Consider the following 19455-nt stretch of genomic DNA (forward strand, 5'->3'; position numbering starts at 1 on the left):
CGACGCCACCAGACGGGGAAGCCAGTGACCATGAAGCTTATCTCGGCCGGCGAGACCGCGGCCAATACCAATAATGCAACCGTTGAAGCCGGCGAGGATCTCTCCCGCATCGGCGAGATGGCCAAGAAGTACGGCGTGACGCTGCGCACGCTGCGTTTCTATGAAGACAAGGGCCTGCTCAACCCCCAGCGCGACGGTTCGACCCGTCTCTATACGCGCCGCGACAAGGCGAGGCTGAAGCTGATCCTGCTCGGCCGCAAGGTTGGGTTCTCGCTGCGCGACGTCAAGCAGATGATGGACCTCTACGATCCGACCGGTTCCAACACCAAGCAGTTGCGGCTGGCGCTGGATAAGTCGGAAAAGCAGCTCGCTCGCCTGCAGAAGCAGCGGGCGCTGATCGACGACGCCATCAATGAACTCGGCGGCTCGATGTCGGCGGTGCGTCAGATGCTGGCCGAGCGTTCGGCGCCGCAAGCGAGCGTCGCGAGCTAAGCCGCCCTCCGATACTGTCGGACCCTTCACCACAAAGCCGCGTGGCCATGCCGCGCGGCTTTTCGCTGTCTGGCCTGCCTGCTTCGCGCTGGCTTGCGCATTGCCGTGACGCTTGGCCGATTGCGCCCGTGGTGGCGGAAATCTTGCCGCAGCGCAAATATTGACGTTTACGCAAACGTCAATATTTGCTATTGCGGCTTCGACATTGGCCCGCTTGCCGCGCACGGCTTGATTTCGGGGTCAATCCGCATGGTGGAGGAAAAGCATGCCGATCTACAGGGCCCCGGTCCAGGACACGCTGTTCGTGCTCAACGAGGTGCTCGGCTATCAGCGCTATTCGAACCTTCCGGGATTCGCCGACGCAACGCCTGACGTGCTGGAGGCAATTCTTGCCGAAGGGGCCAAGCTCGCCGAGAACGTCATGCATCCGCTCAACCGTGTCGGCGACATGGAGGGCTGCGTGCGCCATGACGACGGCTCGGTGACCACGCCCAGGGGCTTCAAGGAAGCCTTCGACCAGTATCGCGAAGGCGGCTGGATGGGCCTGGCGGCGCCCGTCGAGTTCGGCGGCCAGGGCCTGCCCTATGCCGTGCACACGGCGGTGGCTGAATACATGGTGTCGGCCAACATGTCGCTGATGATGTATCCGGGCCTGACCCAGGGCGCGATCGCCGCCATCATCACCCACGGCACCGACGAGCAGAAGGCGACCTGGCTGCCCAGGATGGTCGAGGGCAGCTGGACCGGCACCATGAACCTGACGGAGCCGCATTGCGGCACCGATCTTGGCCTGCTGCGCACCAAGGCGGTGCCGAACGGCGATGACACCTACAAGATTTCAGGCCAGAAAATCTTCATCTCGGCCGGCGAGCACGACATGTCGGACAACATCGTCCATCTGGTGCTGGCCCGCATCGAAGGCGCGCCGGAGGGCGTCAAGGGCATTTCGCTGTTCATCGTGCCCAAGCTGAAGCTCGACGCATCGGGCAATCCGGGGACGAGAAACACCGTCTCCTGCGGCTCGATCGAGGAGAAGATGGGCATCCACGGCAACTCGACCTGCGTCATGAATTATGACGAGGCCGAAGGCACGCTGCTGGGCGAGGCCAATGGCGGCCTCAAGGCGATGTTCACGATGATGAACGAGGCCCGCCTCGGCGTCGGCCTGCAGGGCCTGTCGCTGTCGGAGATCGCCTACCAGAATGCCGCCGCCTATGCCAAGGACCGGTTGCAGGGTCGCTCGCTGTCGGGCCCGAAGGCGCCGGACAAGAAGGCCGACCCGATCATCGTTCATCCCGACATCCGCCGCTCGCTGATGACCATGAAGGCGTTCAACGAGGCCGGCCGTGCACTGGCGCTGTGGACCGCGATCAAGTCCGATATCGCGCACCGCTCCGCCGACGACAAGGATCGCCAGGCGGCCGACGATTACACCGGCCTGATGACGCCGGTGGTCAAGGGCGTGCTGACCGACAAGGGTTTTGATCACGCCGTCATGGCGCAGCAGGTGTTCGGCGGCCACGGCTACATCGAAGAGCATGGCATGAGCCAGTTCGTGCGCGATGCCCGCATCGCCATGATCTATGAAGGCGCCAACGGCATTCAGGCGCTCGACCTCGTCGGCCGCAAGCTCGGCTTGAACGGCGGCCGAGCCATCCAGGCCTTCTTCAAGGAGGTCGGCGAGTTCTGCGAGGAAAACCGCGCGCACGAAAAGATGGCGCCCTTCACCAAGGGGTTGAAGAAAGGCCTCAACGATTTGCAGGCGGCGACCATGTGGCTGCTGCAGAATGGCATGGCCAAGCCCGATAATGCCGGTGCGGCCTCGACCGACTACATGCATCTCTTCGGCCTCGTCGCGCTGGGCTACATGTGGGCGCAGATGGCCAAGGCGGCACAGGGCAAGACTGATGCCAACGGCTCCCAGTCTTTCTACGATAACAAGGTGGTGACGGCGCGCTTCTTCATGGAGCGGATCATGCCGGAGACCTCGGCGCACCTCGCCCGTATTTCGAGTGGTGCCGATACGCTGATGGCCCTGCCGGCGGAAGCGTTCTAAACTCCGTCTCGCTAGCCTTTCTGTCTGTCGATACGCGGAGGAAATCGTGGCGACAAATCCCGCCGAAGTGCTCTCTTTGCCGAAACCAGCCTGGGCGGCCGACGAGGTCGGCATGCTCTACGACATGGCTACCCGCTTCATGTCGGAGGAGATCGCGCCGCGCTACAACGAGTTCGAGAAGAACGAGATGGTCGACCGCGAAAGCTGGCTCAAGGCTGGTTCCGCCGGCCTGCTCTGCGCGTCCATGCCGGAGGAATATGGCGGCTCCGGCGGCACCTTCGCGCATGAGAGCGCCATCATCGAGGCGATCGGCCATGTCGGCGTCGACGGTTTCGGCATCGGCCTGCACAATTCGATCGTCGCCCCCTACATCCTCCATTACGGTTCGGAAGAGCAGAAGAAGAAATGGTTGCCCAGGCTCGCCACCGGCGAACTGATCGGCGCCATTGCCATGACCGAGCCCGGCGCCGGTTCCGACCTGCAGGGTGTCAAGACCCGTGCCGAGAAGGACGGCAACCAGTACAAGATCAACGGCTCCAAAACCTTCATCACCAACGGCCAGCTGGCGAACTTCATCATCGTCGTCACCAAGACCGATCCGGAGAAGGGCGCCAAGGGCACCTCGCTGATGGTCATCGAGACCGACGAGGTCGAGGGGTTCGAACGCGGCCGCAACCTCGACAAGATCGGACTGAAGGCCAACGACACGTCGGAGCTGTTCTTCAACGACGTGCGTGTGCCGACCTCCAATCTGCTCGGCCATGAAGAGGGACAGGGCTTCGTCCAGCTGATGCAGCAATTGCCTCAGGAGCGATTGCAGATCGGCACCGGGGCGATCGCCATGATCGAGCGGGCGCTGGCGCTGACCATCGACTACGTCAAGGAACGCAAGGCCTTCGGCAAGGCGATCATCGATTTCCAGAACACACAATTCAAACTGGCGGAGCTGAAGACCGAGGCCACCATCGGCCGCGTCTTCTACAATGACTGCGTCACCCGCCACATCAATGGCGGCCTCGATCCGGTGACCGCTTCGATGGCCAAGTACTGGCTCTCCGACCTCCAGGGCAAAGTCGTCGACGAATGCCTTCAATTGCATGGCGGCTATGGCTACATGAATGAATATCCGATCGCCCGCATGTTCCGCGACGCTCGCGTCCAGCGCATCTATGGCGGCACCAACGAGATCATGAAATTGCTGATCGGACGCTCGCTCTGAGCAGCTTTTCAGCGAACCCCAGGGAGCATGAAAAATGACCGAAGCTTATGTCTATGACGCCGTGCGCACGCCGCGCGGCAAGGGCAAGAAGGACGGATCGCTGCACGAAGTGCCGGCGGTACGGCTCGCCGCCAGGACGCTCGAGGCCCTGCGCGACCGCAACGGGCTGGACACTGCAAACGTCGACGACATCATCTTCGGCTGCGTCGACCCGGTCGGCGAGGCGGGTTCCGTCATTCCACGGGCCGCAGCATTCGAGGCCGGCTACGACACCAAGGCACCCGGCATGCAGATCTCGCGCTTCTGCGCCTCCGGCTTGGACGCCATCAATTTCGGCGCCGCCAAGATCGCGCAAGGCGCCGATGAAATCGTCATCGCCGGCGGCGTCGAATCCATGTCGCGCGTCGGCATGGGCATGTCCGGCGGCGCCTGGTTCATGGATCCTTCGGTCGGCCTGCCCGGCTGGTTCGTGCCGCAAGGCATTTCGGCCGACCTGATCGCCACCAAATACGGCTTCTCGCGCGACGACGTCGACGCTTACGCGGTCGAGAGCCAGAAGCGCGCCGCGAAGTCGTGGACCGATGGCCGCTTCAAGAACTCGGTCATCCCGATCAAGGACCAGAATGGTCTCACCATTCTCGATCATGACGAGCATATGCGGCCGTCGACCGACATGCAGTCGCTCGCCTCGCTCAACCCGTCCTTCGTCATGCCTGGCGAAATGGGCGGCTTCGACGCGGTGGCGGTGCAGAAGCATCCGGAGGTCGAGGAGGTCAACCACGTCCACCACGCCGGCAACTCGTCCGGCATCGTCGATGGCGCGGCCGCCGTGCTGCTCGGCTCGAAGAAGGCCGGCAAGGCGATGGGTCTCAAGCCGCGCGCGCGCATCCGCACCTTCGCCAACATCGGCTCCGAGCCGGTGTTGATGCTGACCGGCCCGGTCGACGTCACCGAGAAACTGTTGAAGCGCGCCAAGATGAAGCTGTCGGACATCGACCTGTTCGAGCTCAACGAGGCCTTCGCCTCGGTGGTGCTGCGCTACATGCAGGCTTTCGAAATTCCGCACGACAAGATCAACGTCAATGGCGGCGCTATCGCCATGGGTCACCCGCTCGGCGCCACCGGCGCGATGATCCTCGGCACCGTGTTGGACGAACTCGAGCGGCGCGACCTCAACACCGCGCTGGTGACGCTCTGTATCGGCGCCGGCATGGGCACTGCAACCATCATCGAACGCGTCTGACGGGGAGAGAACGATGAGCTACACCAATTTCACCCTCGACATCGACGCCGATGGCATCGCCTTGGTCACCTGGAACAGCCCGGACCGCTCGATGAACGTCTTCACCGAAGAGGTGATGCGCGAGCTGAACGATATCGTGGACAAGGTGGCCGGCGACGCCGCCATCAAGGGCGCGGTGATCACCTCCGGCAAGGACACCTTCTCCGGCGGTGCCGACATCACGCTGTTGCAGAGGATGCTGACCACCTTCGCCACCGACAAGGTCAAGGATGTCGAAAAGGCGACCAAGGCGCTGTTCGACAATGCCGGCATCATGACCGGCCTGTTCCGCAAGCTGGAAACTTGCGGCAAGCCATGGGTCTCGGCGATCAACGGCACCTGCATGGGCGGCGCCTTCGAAATGTCGCTCGCTTGCCATGGCCGCGTCGCGGCCGATTCCGACAAGGTCAGGATGGCACTCCCCGAGGTGAAGATCGGCATCTTCCCCGGTGCCGGCGGCACCCAGCGTGTGCCGCGGCTGACCGACCAGCAGCAGGCGCTGCAAATGCTGACCTCCGGCCAGACCCTGTCGCCGCAGAAGGCGAAGGCGATGGGCCTGATCCATGAGATCGCCGAACCGGCCAAGCTGGTCGAGATCGGCAAGGCGATGATCAGGAACGGCCTCAAGCCGGTGGCGCCGTGGGACGAGAAAGGTTTCAAGCTGCCCGGCGGCCCGGTCTATTCGGCGGCCGGTGCCAATCTGTGGCCGCCAGCCATCGCCATCCTGCGCCGCGAGACCCATGGCAATTATCCGGCCGCCGCGGCGATCCTGAAATGCGTCTATGAGGGCCTCCTGGTGCCCTTCGACACGGCGCTCAGGATCGAGCAGCGCTACTTCACCGAGATCATGCAGACCAAGGAAGCGGCGGCGATGATCCGCTCGCTGTTCGTGTCGCTGCAGGAATTGAACAAGGGCGCACGCCGCCCGGCCGGCGTGCCGGACACCAAGTTCAAGAAGATCGGCATCCTCGGCGCCGGTTTCATGGGCGCGGGCATCGCCTATGTCACGGCCAAGGCCGGCATTCCGGTGGTGCTGCTCGACCGGGACATGGAGGCGGCCGCAAAGGGCAAGGCGCATTCCGACGGCCTGATCTCGGATCAGGTCAAGAAGGGCCGTGCCAAGCCCGAGGATAAGGACAAGCTCTTGTCTCTGATCACGCCGACGGCAGACTATGCCGACCTCGCCGGCTGCGATCTCGTCGTTGAAGCCGTGTTCGAGGATTCCGCCGTCAAGAAGAACGCCACCGAACAGGCGGAAGCCGTGCTGAAATCGTCGGCGATCTTCGCCTCGAACACCTCGACCATTCCGATCACCGGCCTCGCCAGGAATTCGGCGCGGCCGAAGAATTTCATCGGCATCCACTTCTTCTCGCCGGTCGACAAGATGATGCTGGTCGAGATCATCCTTGGCAAGAAAACCGGCGACAAGGCCCTGGCCACCGCGATCGACTTCGTGCGGGCCATCAAGAAGACGCCGATCGTCGTCAACGACACGCGCGGCTTCTACGTCAATCGCTGCGTGCTGCGCTACATGTCGGAAGCCTACAAGATGCTGATCGAAGGCGTGCCCGCGCCGATGATCGAGAATGCGGCAAAGGCCGCCGGCATGCCGGTCGGTCCCCTGGCGCTGACCGACGAGACGGCCATCGACCTTGCCCAGAAGATCATGAAGCAGACCATCAGGGATCTCGGCGAAAAGGCCGTCGACCCCAGGCAGATGGCGCTGATCAACACCATGGTCGACGATCACGGCCGCTTCGGCCGCAAGAACGGCAAGGGTTTTTACGACTACCCGGGCAAGCCGGCCAAGAAGAAGCTGTGGCCCGGCCTGAAGGATCTTTATCCGCAGCTCGCGGCCGAGAAGGTCGACTATGAGGAGCTGCAGCAACGCCTGCTGGTCACCATCGCGCTCGAAGCGGCGCGCGTGATGGAAGAGGGCATCGTCACCGATCCACGCGAGGCCGATGTCGGCTCGATCCTGGCCTTCGGCTTCGCGCCCTACACCGGTGGCGCGCTGTCCTATATCGACGGCATCGGCGCCAAACAATTCGTCAAGATCGCCAAGGCGCTGCAGAAGAAGTATGGCGCCGAGTTCAAGGCGCCCAAGCTGCTCCTCGACATGGCCGAGAAAGGTGAGACCTTCTACGAACGCTTCGACCCCTATGCCAAGGGCGATGTGAAGCAGGCAGCCTGACAGAGCGTCATGTTATGTCTGGGCGCGCATGCCGGCCACGGCGCGAAGCCGTGGCCCCTACATGATGGGCGGTGAAGGCCGGCTGGCCTTTCGCTGCCTGCCGACCGACTATGACCGCAAGGCGCGCCGCTTCCTCGACATTGACGCGGTTGTCGCCGCACTTGGCCGTGCGGTGAACCGCGGCCACCGACCGAGGCAGAACGCATTTTCATGACATCGCACCAGGGACTGCGCGGCCTGGCCAAATCGTCCGGCTGATCAACCCGTTGGCAAGCAGGATTCGATCGACTTTCCCAAACCAGGCGCGGATGATATATTAGATATCGCTAACATGATGTTGGCGGAGGAGTAATCATCATGCGTATGATGCTGAGAGTTTCCATCCCGGCCGAGGAAGGCAATAAGGCGATCAAGGACGGCAGCATGGGCAAGATCATCGAGCAAACCCTGTCCGATCTCAAGCCGGAGGCTGCCTATTTTACCGCGGACGGTGGTTGGCGGACGGCCTACCTTTTCCTGGAGGTAAAGGACAGTTCGGACATGCCCTATGTCGCCGAGCGGTTCTTCTTCGCCTTCAATGCCACTGTCGAGCTCATCCCGGTGATGAACGTCGACGAGCTCCAGAAAGGCCTGCCGAGGGCGATGGCGGCATTGGCCGGATAGCGGCTTCGGCCATGACACTGTGCCGTCGTTGCGGCACACAGCTTTGTTCGTGATCCGCCGGCCCGCTGGTGGACAACGCAGCCGTTGCGCGTTAGACAGGAAGAGGCATTTTTTCCTGTTTCGAAGGAGAGCACGTCATGCTCTCGCACGACCGAGTCTGGGCTGCCATCGATGCTCTTGCCGAGCGCTATTCGCTTTCGGCTTCGGGTCTGGCAAGGCGCGCGGGACTTGATTCAACCGCCTTCAACAAATCCAAACGCTTGTCCTCGGACGGTCGGCCGCGCTGGCCCTCGACCGAATCGCTGGCCAAGATCATCGAGGCGACGGGCGCTTCGCTGGACGAATTCACCGGGCTGATCGAAGGCCGTGGCGCATCGCCCGCCAGCCGGCGCGCGGTGCCGTTGCTCGGCTTCGCCCAGGCCGGCGCCGGCGGCTTCTTCGACGATGCCGGCTTTCCGGCGGGGCAGGGCTGGGATCTCGTCGAATTGCCGGCGCAATCGACCGAAAGTTCCTATGCGCTGCAGGTGCAGGGCGATTCTATGCTGCCGCTCTACCGCAATGGCGACGTCCTCATCGTCGAGCCGGGTGCGGCCACCCGTAAGGGCGACCGCGTCGTCGTCAAGACCACTTCGGGCGAGGTGATGGCCAAGGTGCTCGAGCGCCAGACAGTCAAGTCGATCGCGCTGGTCTCGCTCAATCCGGAGCATCCGGACCGCGATATCCCCATGCTCGAGGTCGAGTGGGTGGCGCGGATCGTCTGGGCAAGCCAATAGGTGCAACGGGTGCGACTTCCTCATCTTGTCCTAGCGGTTCTGATGATCCCGGCGATGGCGGCGCTGGTCGTTGCCGGCGGACGCACGCTGAAAGGCAGCGAAAGCACTGTTGCGGTGGATCAGATCGATCCCGGCGCCGACACTACCGCTGAGGCAGATAGGGATGCGACGCCCGAGGAACCGTCCACCTCAGCGATTCGTGCACCGGCGCAGCCACCAAATCCGGCGGTGCATTCGCGGGCGATCGACCCGGACGTGGTCGCGCCGCCGGAACTGCCCACCGGCGAACTCGAGCGGGTCGAGCCGCGTGCGCCGTTGAGCAAGCTGGCGCTCGCCGTGCCGCCCAAGCCTAAAATGCCCGACGACTGGAACGGCACGAAGCTGTTCCAGCCGGTCGCTCCGGCCGCCGGCCTGATCGAGGCGAAGGGGTATTCGGTCGCGATTTCCGGCATCGATGTCGTCAGGCAGGACGAGACCTGCACCACCGACGGGAAACCCTGGCCGTGCGGCATCCGCGCGCGCACGGCATTCCGCGCCTTTCTGCGCGGCCGCGCCGTGGTTTGCACGGTGCCGCCGGAAGGCGGACGCGACCGGATTGCGGCGGAATGCCGGATCGGCAAGCAGGACGTCGGTCAATGGCTGGTCGAAAACGGCTGGGCGCGTGCCGCCAAGGGCGGACCCTATGTCGAGGCCGGTGACAAGGCACAAGGCGCGAAGAAAGGCATTTTCGGGTCGGCGCCGAACCTTGCCGGCATCTCGGCGATGCCGGCCGCACCCACCCCAGCGCCTCAGGCGCCGGGCTCGATCCTGGAGGAGGACTCGATCCTGCAAGAGGAGGGCGGCGTCCTCAAGCCAGCTGACCAGCCAGCGCCTTCTGAATGAGCGAGCGGGTCTCGGCGACGCCGTAGAGGGCGGCGAACGACCCGAAGCGTGGGCCACGCTCCTGGCCGATCAGCACCTGGTAGATCATCTGGAAGAAGGCGCCTGAAACACCCGGGCCACCTTCCGGACTTTGCTTGGAATGATCCTGGTAGCGTTCGATCTTGCGCGCCACGTTGAGCGAAGCGTTCTGGATCGCTTCGCCGCTGGCGCCCGCCGGCAAGTCGCCAAGTGCCTTTTCGAGAGCCACCAGCGCTTCCCGCTCGACCTCGTCGGCCGGGCGAAAGGTTTTCGTCGGCTTCACGAAATCGTCGAAGTAGCGGATCGCGTAGCCCGTCAGCCGGTCGAGCTCGGGATGGGTCGCCGGAGTCACACCCGCGACGTGACGCGAGATGAAGCCCCACAGCACCTCCTTGTTCTGCGCATTGGAGGCGCTGACAAGGTTGAGCAGCAACGAGAACGGCACCGGCATGTCGATGGCGGGCGGATTGCCGTCATGCATATGCCAGACCGGGTTGCCCAGCCGCTCCTTCCACTCCTGGCGGGGATAGGCGGCGAGGAAGGTGTAGTATTCGTCCACGGCCCGCGGGATGACGTCGAAATAGAGTTTCTTGGCCTGCCGCGGCCGCTGGTACATGTAGAGCCCGAGGCTCTCGGTCGGCGCATAGGTCAGCCATTCGTCGATGGTCAGGCCGTTGCCTTTCGACTTGGAGATCTTCTGGCCATTCTCATCGAGGAACAGTTCGTAGACGAAATGCTCCGGCGCCCGCCCGCCCAGTATGTTGCAGATGCGGTCATAGACCACTGCATTGGTCTGATGGTCCTTGCCGAACATCTCGAAATCGACGCCGAGTGCCGCCCAGCGCATGCCGAAATCCGGCTTCCACTGCAGCTTCACGCGGCCGCCGGTGACCGGCAGCGTGGTTTCGGTGCCATCATCGTCGAAGGTGATGGTGCCGGCCTTGGCGTCGACATGCTTCATGGGAACGTAAAGCACGCGCCCACTCTTTGGCGAGATCGGCAGGAAGGGGCTGTAGGTCGCCTGCCGCTCGGGTCCGAGCGTCGGCAGCATGACCGCCATGATCTGGTCGTAGCGTTCGGCGGCGCGCAACAGCATCGCGTCGAAACGGCCTGACTTGTAGTACTGCGTCGCACTGGCGAATTCGTAATCGAAGCCGAACGTGTCGAGGAAGCGGCAGAGCATCGCATTGTTATGGTCGGCGAAGCTCGCATAGTCGCCGCCGAAGGGGTTGGGCACCGATGACAGCGGCTTGTGCAGATATGGCTCGAGCGCAGCGCGGTCCGGCACGCTGTCGGGTATCTTGCGCATGCCGTCCATGTCGTCGGAAAAGCACAGCAGCTTGGTCGCGACCTTGTCCTGCGTCAGCACGCGAAACGCATGGCGCACCATCGAGGTGCGCGCCACTTCGCCGAACGTGCCGATATGCGGCAGGCCCGACGGCCCATAGCCGGTCTCGAACAGGATCGTTTCGGGGAAATCGGCGCCCTTGTAGCGTTCGATGATCTTTTTGGCTTCCTCGAACGGCCATGCCTTGCTCTCGGCCGCGGCCGTCAGCAGTTCGGGATTGAGATCGATGATGTTTGATCCCGCCATGTCACAGTTTTCCAGATTGTATCCCGGCAATAGCCGCAAGTGCATTTTCAACCGGTCTCTAGGCGTGCGTGGCCGGAGCGTCAACGCGTCGGGCGCTTTTTCCTTGCGGCCTCAGGCTCCCCTTCCTACCTTCGGAGCCCGTTCAAGGAGCAAAGAATGCTGTCGCCCACCCCGCACGAAGCCCTGATCTATCTGATGGTCATCACTTCGGCCTCCGACCGGGACATGACCGATGTCGAACTGGCCAGGATCGGTGAGGTTGTTCGCTCGTGGCCGGTGTTCGAGGATTTCAAGCAGGACCGGTTGGTTGCCGTGGCCCAGGCCTGCCAGAAGATGCTGCATGAGAAGGGTGGGCTCGAAGGTGTCCTGACCCAGGTCTCGGAGGCGCTGCCGGAGCGGTTGCGCGACACCGCCTATGCCGCGGCCTTCGAAGTGGCCGCCGTCGATCTGGAGATGCGGCTGGAGGAAGTGCGGGTGCTGCAGTTGATCCGTCGCCAGCTCGATCTCGACACGCTGACCGTGGCGGCCATCGGCCGTGCGGCCAAGGCAAGGCTGCGAACTCTGACCTGACGAGGTTACGGCCGGATCAGAAAAGCTGACCGGACCGGATCAGAAGAAACTGACCGGGAAATAGCGCAGGTAGAATTCGGCAAAGGTGCCTTTCATCGAAATCTCTTGCAAAGCGTAGTCGAGGGCCGCGGCCAGCGCCGGATTGTCCGCTCGCGTGGCGATGGCCATTCCGGTGCCCAGATATTCGGGCGCCAGGTAGGGGCCGCCGGCAAAGCGACAGCAGCCGGCGGCATCGGAGCCGCCGAGCCAGAAGGCGAAGCGCATGCCATCACCGAAAGCCGCGTCGATCTTGCCGGCCTTGAGGTCGCCATAGAGGGCTTCCGGCTTGTCGAAGGGGACGACCTGGATCGTGCCGAAATAATCGCGCAGCATGCGTTCATGGGCCGAGCCCGATATCACGCCGACTCGCTTGCCGTGCAATTTGTCGAAGAGCGGTTCCGCCAGCGCCTTGTTCTTCGCAGTGATGAAGCGCGCCGGGAACTGCAGGTAGGCGCGCGAGAAGGCGTATGTCTGGCGCGACTGTGACGTCGGGGCAATGCCGGCGATAACAGCTTCACCTTCGCCCCTCTCAAGCGCGCCTTGAAGCTCCGCCCAAGGCAAGGCCTGGATCTGGCATTTGTCGACGATGCCGAGTTCCGCGCAGATGGCGCGCGCTAGGTCGATGTGGAAACCGGACAGCTTCCCCGCGCCGTCGAGGAAATTGAAGGGCGGAAAATCCGTGGTCGTCAGGAACCGCAGCCGCGGCAGCGCCGCAAGGTCGGGCTTCGGAAGCCGCTCCTTGGCATCCCACAACACCGGCACCTGCGGCTCGGCCGCGCCCGCGCCGGAAACCCATGACAATGCGGCGATGAGCGCCGCTGCCAGGACATGGGACCTCCATTGGAACGCCACGATAAAACTCCCGCACCCGTGCTCGTGCCGGTTTTGGTACGAAAACGATACAGGCACAATGCTTTTTGATTTCAACGCTTCGATTTCAGGATATGGTTCGGTCGGTTTGCAAACAGCGGTGGCTGCCCTGGTGGGAATACCAGGGTCGAGAACCACAACCGGAAGCGGGCGCTTTGCAATCCGCGGTCGGTGGCGAAGTGCCGGGAAGGCGCGGACCATGGACTTAATGCATGAGGCAACATGGGGTTGATGTTGCGATGAGTCAGTTCGATCGAACGCTGGAATACATAGATCAACTGCAGCACGCCGCAACGGCGGCCGCGGTCTGCGAGAAACTGTTGGGCGTAACGTCGGAGTTCGGTCTGACCGCGCTGATGGCCGGAACCGTTCCGCAGCCGGGCACACCGACGGGCCAGCAGAAGCAGCATGTGCTGCTCTGCGACTGGCCGGTCGAATGGCTCGAGCGCTACGTGACGCGCAACTATGTCGATCACGATCCCGTCGTCAGTCACATGAAACAGCTGCAAGCGCCGTTCCAGTGGCGGGAAGCCGCCCAGGGCATCCGCATCGACAAGAGCAGCGGCGAAGTGATGGGCGACGCCGGCGCCTTCAAGTTGCGCGACGGGCTGGCCTTTCCGTTGATCACGCTCGACGGCGAAATCGTCATGGTGTCGCTGGGGGGCGAGGCCGTGGAACTGTCGGCGGCCGAGTTCGGCCTGGTCTCCCTGGTCTCGACCTATGCCGTCGGCCGCGCCATGCAACTCCACACCATGGCGACCACGACGATCGATCACATCGAGCTGACGCCGCGCGAACGCGAATGCCTGCAATGGGCTGCCGTCGGCAAGTCCGAATGGGAGATTTCCCAAATCCTCGGCATCTCCGAGCACACCTCGGAGAAACATCTTCTTAACGCCAAAAGCAAACTCGGTGCCGTCAACCGGGTCCAGGCAGTCGCCGAGGCGATAAGGCGCGGCTACATTAGCTAGGTCGGCCGTGCAGGCCTAGAACTTCTTGCCTACGTGATCACGCAATTTTCGCATCGAAGCACGGCCGTATCTTCCCCTGAACCACAGGAGACTACGGAATGCTTTTTTGTCTTACGACCAAGGAATTGATGGAACGTCCCGACCTTTGGGAGGCCGTCCATCGGCTGCGCTACCGGATATTCGTCGAGGAGATGGGATGGGAGGACCTTCGGCGCCCCGACGGATTTGAAGTCGACCAGTTCGATCATGACGAGGCGGTGCATCAGATCGTCATCAGGGGCAATGAAGTCGCGGGCTATCAGAGGATGTTGCCGACCACACGGCCGCATTTGTTGACCGAGGTGTTGACCGATCTCTCCGAAGGAACGCCGCCGGCGGGTCCCAACATCTGGGAGTTGACCCGCTACGCGGTGGCTCCGGGTTTTCGCGATGGCCGGCGCGGCGTCTCGACCGTCGGCACGGAATTGATAGCCGGTTTCGTCGAGTGGGGTCTGAAGCGCGGCGTCGACAAGGTGATCATCGAGTTCGAGCCGATGTGGGTGCTGCGCGCATTGCAACTGCACTTCCTGGCGACGCCGCTCGGTTATCAGCGCACCTATGGCAACCAGCAGGTCGTGGCGACGCTGCTCACCTTCAACGAGCACACGCTGGACGTGGTGCGTTCGCGCCGCAATCATCATGCACCCGTCCTGGCCAGGGGATATCCCGACATGTTCGGTCAAAGGAGGGCGTCATGAGCGCGCACCCGCAACCCGAACTGCGCAACCACACACTGATCGTCACCGTGTCGTCGAACGACGGCCGGCCGGTGCTCGACCGGAGGGCCTATGAGAGCCTTGCCAGGACGTTCCATGAAGCCGCCGAGAATGACGAGGTGCGGGTTGTCGTGCTGCGCGGCCTGGCCGGCTGCTTCTGCCTTGGTGGTGACTTTTCCGAATTCCTGGATGCCGCCAAGCACCAGAAGCTGATCGCCGCCGTCACCGACATGTTCCGCATGCTGGCGACGTTTCCAAAGCCGATCCTGGCCTGTGTCGACGGCGATGCCGTCGGCGTCGGCTGCACCATCCTGTTCCATTGCGACATGGTGATCGCATCTGAAAAAAGCACCTTCCGGGTGCCGTTCGTCGATTTCGGCCTGGTGCCGGACGCGGCAACCAGCATCCTGGCGCCGCAGAAACTCGGCTATGCCGGTGCTTTCCGCTTCTTCTGTCTCGGCGACACGCTTGGTGCCGAAGACGCCAGGGCGCTCGGCCTCGTCGCCGAGATCGTCGCGGAAGGCAGCGTCGAGGAAGCGGCGCTTGGCCGGGCCAGGCAGCTCGCCAAAAAGCCGGTTGCCGCTTTGCTGCAGACACGGGGCCTGCTCAAGGGGAACACCGCCGCGCTTTGCGAGCGCATCGACGAGGAGATATCGCTGTTCCAGCAGGCGCTGCAGGACGACGCCACGTTGCGACGGTTGCAGCGGATCGCCAGGCTGGCTGCCTGAGCCACCGCCCGGAATGCCGTGCCGCGCGGACCATCACGCGGCACGGCAGGGATCAGCTTTCCTTGCCCAGGAATGACGGCCCTTCGCCGATGATCTTCTTGTCTTCCTTGCCGATATCGTCGAGATCGCGCCCCTCATAGGGCAGCGACAGGAGGATGCGGCGCATCACCGCCAGCCGCGCGCGGCGCTTGTCGTTGGCCCGCACGATGATCCATGGCGCGAACTCCTTGTGGGTGCGCTCGAACATGGTGTCGCGCGCCTTGGTGTAATCGTCCCACTTGGTGATGCCGGCAATGTCGATCGGCGAGAATTTCCAGCTCTTCAGGGGGCTGTAGCGGCGATCGTGAAAGCGCTCGAGCTGCGTCTCCCGGCCGATGTTCAGCCAGAATTTGAAGAAATAGATGCCGTCATTGACGATCATGCGTTCGAAATGCGGCGTCTCGTCGAGAAACTTCTCGTGCTGTTCGGGGGTGCAAAAACCCATTACCGGCTCGACGCCGGCACGATTGTACCAGGAGCGGTCGAAGGTGACGAATTCGCCCGCTGTCGGGAAATGGTCGGCGTAGCGCTGGTAGTACCATTGCCCCAGTTCCGTCGGGGTTGGCTTGGTCAGCGCGACGTTGCGCGCCGTGCGTGGGTTAAGATACTGGCGCAGCACGAATATCGTGCCGCCCTTGCCGGCCGCGTCACGACCCTCGAACAGCGCCATCATCCGCTTGCCGGTCGCCTGCAGCCATGCCTGCGCCTTGACGAGCTCGATCTGCAATTTCTCGAGCGTCTCGTCATACTCCTCGCTCTTCATCTTCTTGTCGTAAGGATATCCACCCGCGGTCAGCTTGTTCTCCTCGACCCAGTCCGGAAGCTCGGGATTCTCGATATCGAACTCCCGTTCCTTGCCGCCGATCCTGATTTTCAGCGGGCCTGAGGTTGGAGTGACCGAATTGTCGTTGGCTTTTTTCATGCAGACGAACCCTTTTAAGTGTCTGGACTCATGCTATTGGGAGCCACTACAGCGCCGCGCCTCCGTTTGGACGCGCAAAGGAGGCTGTAGCACTTTTGATTTGCGGTCCAGCGGAAGTTTTCGCCGCCGTCTGACCGGTGGAGGCTGGGCGCGCGAATGACCGAGCTGGGCGCAGAGCAGAAGAGCACGGGGCAAGCTGTGGCCGCTCGGCTGTGGCACAGCCGCTGGCTGCTTGCGGCCGGTGTCGTGGCGGTTCTGATCGCCTTTGGCTTCGCGGGCTTTTCCGCCTACGTGCTGGTGCCGGCGCTGCTCCTGCTGCCGGCCGCGGCAATATTGCCGGTCACCGGCGCCCGCCATTCCGCGGGGAACGCCGCGGCGATCGAGGCGATTGGCTTGCAGCGCCTGTCCGGTGAATATCTGGCGGCCGCCGTGGCCGACCCGCTCATCATCTTCGACCACGCCGCCACCATCGTCCACGCCAACGCCGCCGCCTTTGCCGCCTTTGGCGGCATCGCGCCCGGCATATCGCTGCCGCTGAAATTCCGGGCGCCGGAAATGCAGGCGCTGCTGGACAGTGTGCTGTCGGGCACTGTCGCCTCGGATGTCGTCGACTACACCGAGAAACTGCCTGTCGAACGGGCCTACCGGGTCAGCGCATCCTCGGTCGGGCATGGCACCGATCTTTATGTGCTGGTTTTCAAGGACCAGAGCGAGGCGCGGCGTATCGACCGCATGCGCGCCGATTTCATTGCCAATGCCAGCCACGAATTGCGCACCCCGCTGGCCTCGATCGCGGGCTTCATCGAAACGCTGCGCGGACCGGCCCGCAACGATCCGGCGGCGCGCGAGCAGTTCCTCCAGATCATGCAGAACCAGACCGGCCGCATGGCGCGCCTGATCGACGACCTCCTGTCGCTGTCGCGATTGGAGATGAAGCCCTATCTCAAGCCGGGAACCGAAGTCGATCTGCGCCAGACCGTCGACAGCGTCATTGATTCGCTCGGCCCGCTCGCCCGCGAAAACAATGTCGCCATCGAGCGCGATTTCGCCAAGGGGCCGCTCGATGTGCCGGGCGATCGCGACGAGTTGTTCCAGGTGTTCGAGAACCTTTTGGAAAATGCCTGCAAATACGGCCAGTCGGGCGGTCGTGTCGTGGTGTCGATCGCGCGCGGCGATGATGGTTCCGAACCCGGCATCGACGTCACCATCAGGGATTTTGGCCCCGGCATCCCCGAGGAGCACATACCGCGCATCACCGAGCGCTTCTATCGTATCGATGTCGAGACCAGCCGGACCCAGAAGGGCACGGGGCTTGGCCTGTCGATCGTCAAGCACATCCTGACGCGTCACAACGCCAGGCTGACGATCAGGTCCGAGGTCGGTAAGGGCGCCGCCTTCTCGGTCCATTTGCCGGCGCACTGATACTGCCCTAGTTTTCCACGGGGCCGTTTCTTTTTTCTGTCATCCCGTTAGCGTATCAGCGGGGATTCGAGGAAACGACTCAAAGACAAGATCCCGTGGGAAGGCATTTCATCCATGCAGTCCGTTCACATTGTCAGCGCCTATGACGAGGAACTGAAATATCTTTCGAAGCGCATCGCCGCGATGGGTGGGCACGCCGAGCGCATGGTCGAGCAGGCGGTCGCCGCCCTGGTCAATGCCGATCCGGGGCTGGCTCAGAAGGTCATCCGAGACGACGCCGTCCTGGACGAGGGACAGCGTGAGATCGACGACAAGGCGATCATCATTATCGCCAGGCGTCAGCCTATGGCGACTGACCTGCGCGAGATCGTCGGCGCCATCCGCATTTCGGCCGACCTCGAGCGCGTCGGCGACCTCGGCAAGAACGTCGCCAAGCGGGTGGTTGCCGTTACCGACGGCCGGCAGCCGACCAGCCTGTTTCGCGGCTTGGAGGCTCTGGCCAATTTGGCGCTGACCCAGCTGAAGGAAGTCCTCGACGTCTATGCATCGCGCTCAGTCGACAAGATCGGCTTCGTGCGCGACCGTGACGACCAGATCGATGCCATGTACACGTCGCTGTTTCGCGAATTGCTGACCTACATGATGGAAGATCCGCGCAACATCACGCCCTGTACGCATCTGCTGTTCTGCGCCAAGAATATCGAGCGGATCGGCGATCACGCCACCAACATCGCCGAGACCATCTACTATATCGTCACCGGCGACCAGATGCCCGCCGACCGGCCGAAAGGCGACAAGACCGACAAGATCGGCCTCCCCGAGGCGCTGCCGGTGAAGTGAACGCACGTCCTCTCGAACGCTTGATCATATTGCGCTAGACTATCCCAAGATAAGCTTGCCGGTTCCCCAGGGAAGGCAACGCTTTCGGGAGGCTGCCATGGAATATGTCCGGGAGTTCAAGGCCTCGCCGCCGACATCGGGCATCATCGCCTGCGGTGTCTATACCGCCGGGCGCCGTATCGCCGATATTCCGATCGAGGAAGCGGGCGAATGGGCCAAGAAGTCGGGACATGTCGTCTGGATCGGGCTGCTTGAGCCTGACCGCGAACTTCTGCTGCGCGTCAAGGCGCAGTTTCATCTGCATGAACTGGCGATCGAGGATGCCGAGCATCCGCACCAGCGGCCAAAGATCGAGCAATATGGCGATGCGCTGTTCATCGTCGCCCGCACGGCGCAGCTGATCGACGGGCGCGTCACCTTCGGCGAGACACATCTGTTTGTCGGCTCAGGCTATATCGTCAGCGTCAGGCACGGTCCTTCGACATCCTATGCCGCCGTGCGGCAGCACTGGGAAAGCTGCCCGCACTCGCTGGCCAAGGGAGAGGATTTCGTCCTCTATGCCATTCTCGACTTCATCGTCGACAATTACATGCCCGTGCTCGAGCAGATCGAGGACGAGGTCGAGGCGATCGAGGACAAGGTCCTGCTGAAGCCAATGACCGGCCCCGACATCGAACGCCTTTACATGCTGCGCCGCGACCTCCTGCGCCTGCGCAACGCGGCATTGCCCCTGGTGGAAGTCTGTCGCCGGCTGACCAGCGCCGACCTGCCGCAGATCCATTCGGCCATGCACCCGCTGTTCCGCGACGTGACGGATCATATCCGTACCGTCCAGGAGAAGATCGACAGTCTGCGCGAGGTGCTGGCCTTTGCCTTCGAGGCCAGTCTTCTGGTCGGCCAAAGCCAGGAAACGGCGATCTCCAAGAAACTCGCTTCATGGGCGGCCATCCTGGCGGTGCCAACCGCATTCGCCGGCATCTACGGCATGAACTTTACCGACATGCCGGAGCTGAAGATGGCATATGGCTATCCGATGGTGCTGGCCACCATCGCGCTGATCTGCTGCTTCCTGTATTGGCGCTTCAGGAAGAACGGCTGGCTGTGAGGAAGTCGGTAGTGAGTAGTG

19 protein-coding genes are annotated in these 19455 nt (G+C 62.8%); 16 read left to right on the forward strand and 3 right to left on the reverse strand.

Annotated elements, in window-relative coordinates; genetic code table 11:
* The first annotated feature begins 30 nt into the window (after positions 1–30).
* From FJ936_RS03115 to FJ936_RS03155, 9 genes are all read left to right on the forward strand, one after another.
* A complete protein-coding gene (locus tag FJ936_RS03115; RefSeq protein ID WP_015319311.1) occupies positions 31–492 on the forward strand; it encodes a MerR family DNA-binding transcriptional regulator in 462 nt (153 codons plus the stop codon).
* A 265-nt stretch (positions 493–757) separates the two neighbouring features.
* Complete coding sequence (locus tag FJ936_RS03120; protein ID WP_140787166.1) at positions 758–2548, forward strand: acyl-CoA dehydrogenase; 1791 nt, start codon at positions 758–760, stop codon at positions 2546–2548.
* A gap of 46 nt (positions 2549–2594) precedes the next feature.
* On the forward strand, positions 2595–3767 hold the full coding sequence (locus FJ936_RS03125) for an acyl-CoA dehydrogenase family protein (protein ID WP_140787168.1): 1173 nt from the start codon (positions 2595–2597) through the stop codon (positions 3765–3767).
* A gap of 34 nt (positions 3768–3801) precedes the next feature.
* Positions 3802–5010, forward strand: a complete 1209-nt coding sequence (locus tag FJ936_RS03130) for an acetyl-CoA C-acetyltransferase (protein WP_140787170.1) — start codon at positions 3802–3804, stop codon at positions 5008–5010.
* A 13-nt stretch (positions 5011–5023) separates the two neighbouring features.
* Positions 5024–7243, forward strand: a complete 2220-nt coding sequence (locus FJ936_RS03135) for a 3-hydroxyacyl-CoA dehydrogenase NAD-binding domain-containing protein (RefSeq protein ID WP_140787172.1) — start codon at positions 5024–5026, stop codon at positions 7241–7243.
* A gap of 28 nt (positions 7244–7271) precedes the next feature.
* The gene (locus tag FJ936_RS03140; protein ID WP_318011802.1) at positions 7272–7457 is read left to right on the forward strand and encodes a hypothetical protein; all 186 of its coding nucleotides are present in this window, start codon (positions 7272–7274) and stop codon (positions 7455–7457) included.
* A gap of 143 nt (positions 7458–7600) precedes the next feature.
* Positions 7601–7906 (forward strand): hypothetical protein, encoded by a 306-nt coding sequence (locus FJ936_RS03145; protein ID WP_015319306.1) that lies wholly within the window; start codon positions 7601–7603, stop codon positions 7904–7906.
* A gap of 137 nt (positions 7907–8043) precedes the next feature.
* The gene (locus FJ936_RS03150) at positions 8044–8679 is read left to right on the forward strand and encodes a helix-turn-helix transcriptional regulator (RefSeq protein WP_015319305.1); all 636 of its coding nucleotides are present in this window, start codon (positions 8044–8046) and stop codon (positions 8677–8679) included.
* 9 nt (positions 8680–8688) lie between these two features.
* Entirely contained in the window at positions 8689–9561 is an 873-nt protein-coding gene (locus FJ936_RS03155) for a thermonuclease family protein (RefSeq protein WP_348642576.1), read from the forward strand.
* Here FJ936_RS03155 and FJ936_RS03160 read toward each other — a convergent pair.
* Positions 9527–11173 carry a lysine--tRNA ligase gene (locus FJ936_RS03160; RefSeq protein WP_015319303.1) on the reverse strand — a complete coding sequence of 549 codons (1647 nt, stop codon included), beginning with the start codon at positions 11171–11173 and terminating at the stop codon, positions 9527–9529. The two genes, FJ936_RS03155 and FJ936_RS03160, sit on opposite strands and share 35 nt — an antisense overlap.
* A 156-nt stretch (positions 11174–11329) precedes the next feature.
* On the opposite strand from FJ936_RS03160, the gene FJ936_RS03165 reads away from it, so the two are divergent.
* Complete coding sequence (locus FJ936_RS03165) at positions 11330–11743, forward strand: tellurite resistance TerB family protein (protein WP_015319302.1); 414 nt, start codon at positions 11330–11332, stop codon at positions 11741–11743.
* Positions 11744–11782: 39 nt separating this feature from the next.
* Here FJ936_RS03165 and FJ936_RS03170 read toward each other — a convergent pair whose 3' ends face one another.
* Positions 11783–12634 (reverse strand): transporter substrate-binding domain-containing protein, encoded by an 852-nt coding sequence (locus FJ936_RS03170; protein ID WP_140787174.1) that lies wholly within the window; start codon positions 12632–12634, stop codon positions 11783–11785.
* Positions 12635–12891: 257 nt separating this feature from the next.
* Here FJ936_RS03170 and FJ936_RS03175 point away from each other — a divergent pair, with 257 nt between their 5' ends.
* The 3 genes from FJ936_RS03175 (at position 12892) to FJ936_RS03185 (ending at position 15106) form a co-directional block, all read left to right on the forward strand.
* Positions 12892–13623: a LuxR family transcriptional regulator gene (locus FJ936_RS03175; RefSeq protein WP_041163567.1), complete on the forward strand. Its 732-nt coding sequence runs from the start codon at positions 12892–12894 to the stop codon at positions 13621–13623.
* Between the two features lie 98 nt (positions 13624–13721).
* Positions 13722–14360 (forward strand): acyl-homoserine-lactone synthase, encoded by a 639-nt coding sequence (locus tag FJ936_RS03180; protein WP_015319299.1) that lies wholly within the window; start codon positions 13722–13724, stop codon positions 14358–14360.
* A complete protein-coding gene (locus tag FJ936_RS03185; protein WP_140787177.1) occupies positions 14357–15106 on the forward strand; it encodes an enoyl-CoA hydratase-related protein in 750 nt (249 codons plus the stop codon). Before FJ936_RS03180 ends, FJ936_RS03185 begins: the two co-directional genes overlap by 4 nt.
* Positions 15107–15158: 52 nt before the next feature.
* On the opposite strand, the gene ppk2 is transcribed toward FJ936_RS03185, so the two are convergent.
* Positions 15159–16067 (reverse strand): polyphosphate kinase 2, encoded by a 909-nt coding sequence (ppk2, locus tag FJ936_RS03190; RefSeq protein WP_140787179.1) that lies wholly within the window; start codon positions 16065–16067, stop codon positions 15159–15161.
* A 156-nt stretch (positions 16068–16223) separates the two neighbouring features.
* On the opposite strand from ppk2, the gene FJ936_RS03195 reads away from it, so the two are divergent.
* The 3 genes from FJ936_RS03195 to FJ936_RS03205 all read left to right on the forward strand — a co-directional run bounded on the left by FJ936_RS03195 (position 16224) and on the right by FJ936_RS03205 (position 19434).
* Positions 16224–17489 (forward strand): ATP-binding protein, encoded by a 1266-nt coding sequence (locus FJ936_RS03195; RefSeq protein ID WP_015319296.1) that lies wholly within the window; start codon positions 16224–16226, stop codon positions 17487–17489.
* Positions 17490–17603: 114 nt separating this feature from the next.
* A complete protein-coding gene (gene phoU / locus FJ936_RS03200) occupies positions 17604–18329 on the forward strand; it encodes a phosphate signaling complex protein PhoU (protein WP_015319295.1) in 726 nt (241 codons plus the stop codon).
* Between the two features lie 97 nt (positions 18330–18426).
* Complete coding sequence (locus FJ936_RS03205) at positions 18427–19434, forward strand: magnesium and cobalt transport protein CorA (RefSeq protein WP_015319294.1); 1008 nt, start codon at positions 18427–18429, stop codon at positions 19432–19434.
* The last annotated feature ends 21 nt before the right edge of the window (positions 19435–19455 follow it).

It is taken from the genome of Mesorhizobium sp. B2-4-13 (genome assembly GCF_006658535.1).
Taxonomy (GTDB): domain Bacteria; phylum Pseudomonadota; class Alphaproteobacteria; order Rhizobiales; family Rhizobiaceae; genus Mesorhizobium; species Mesorhizobium australicum.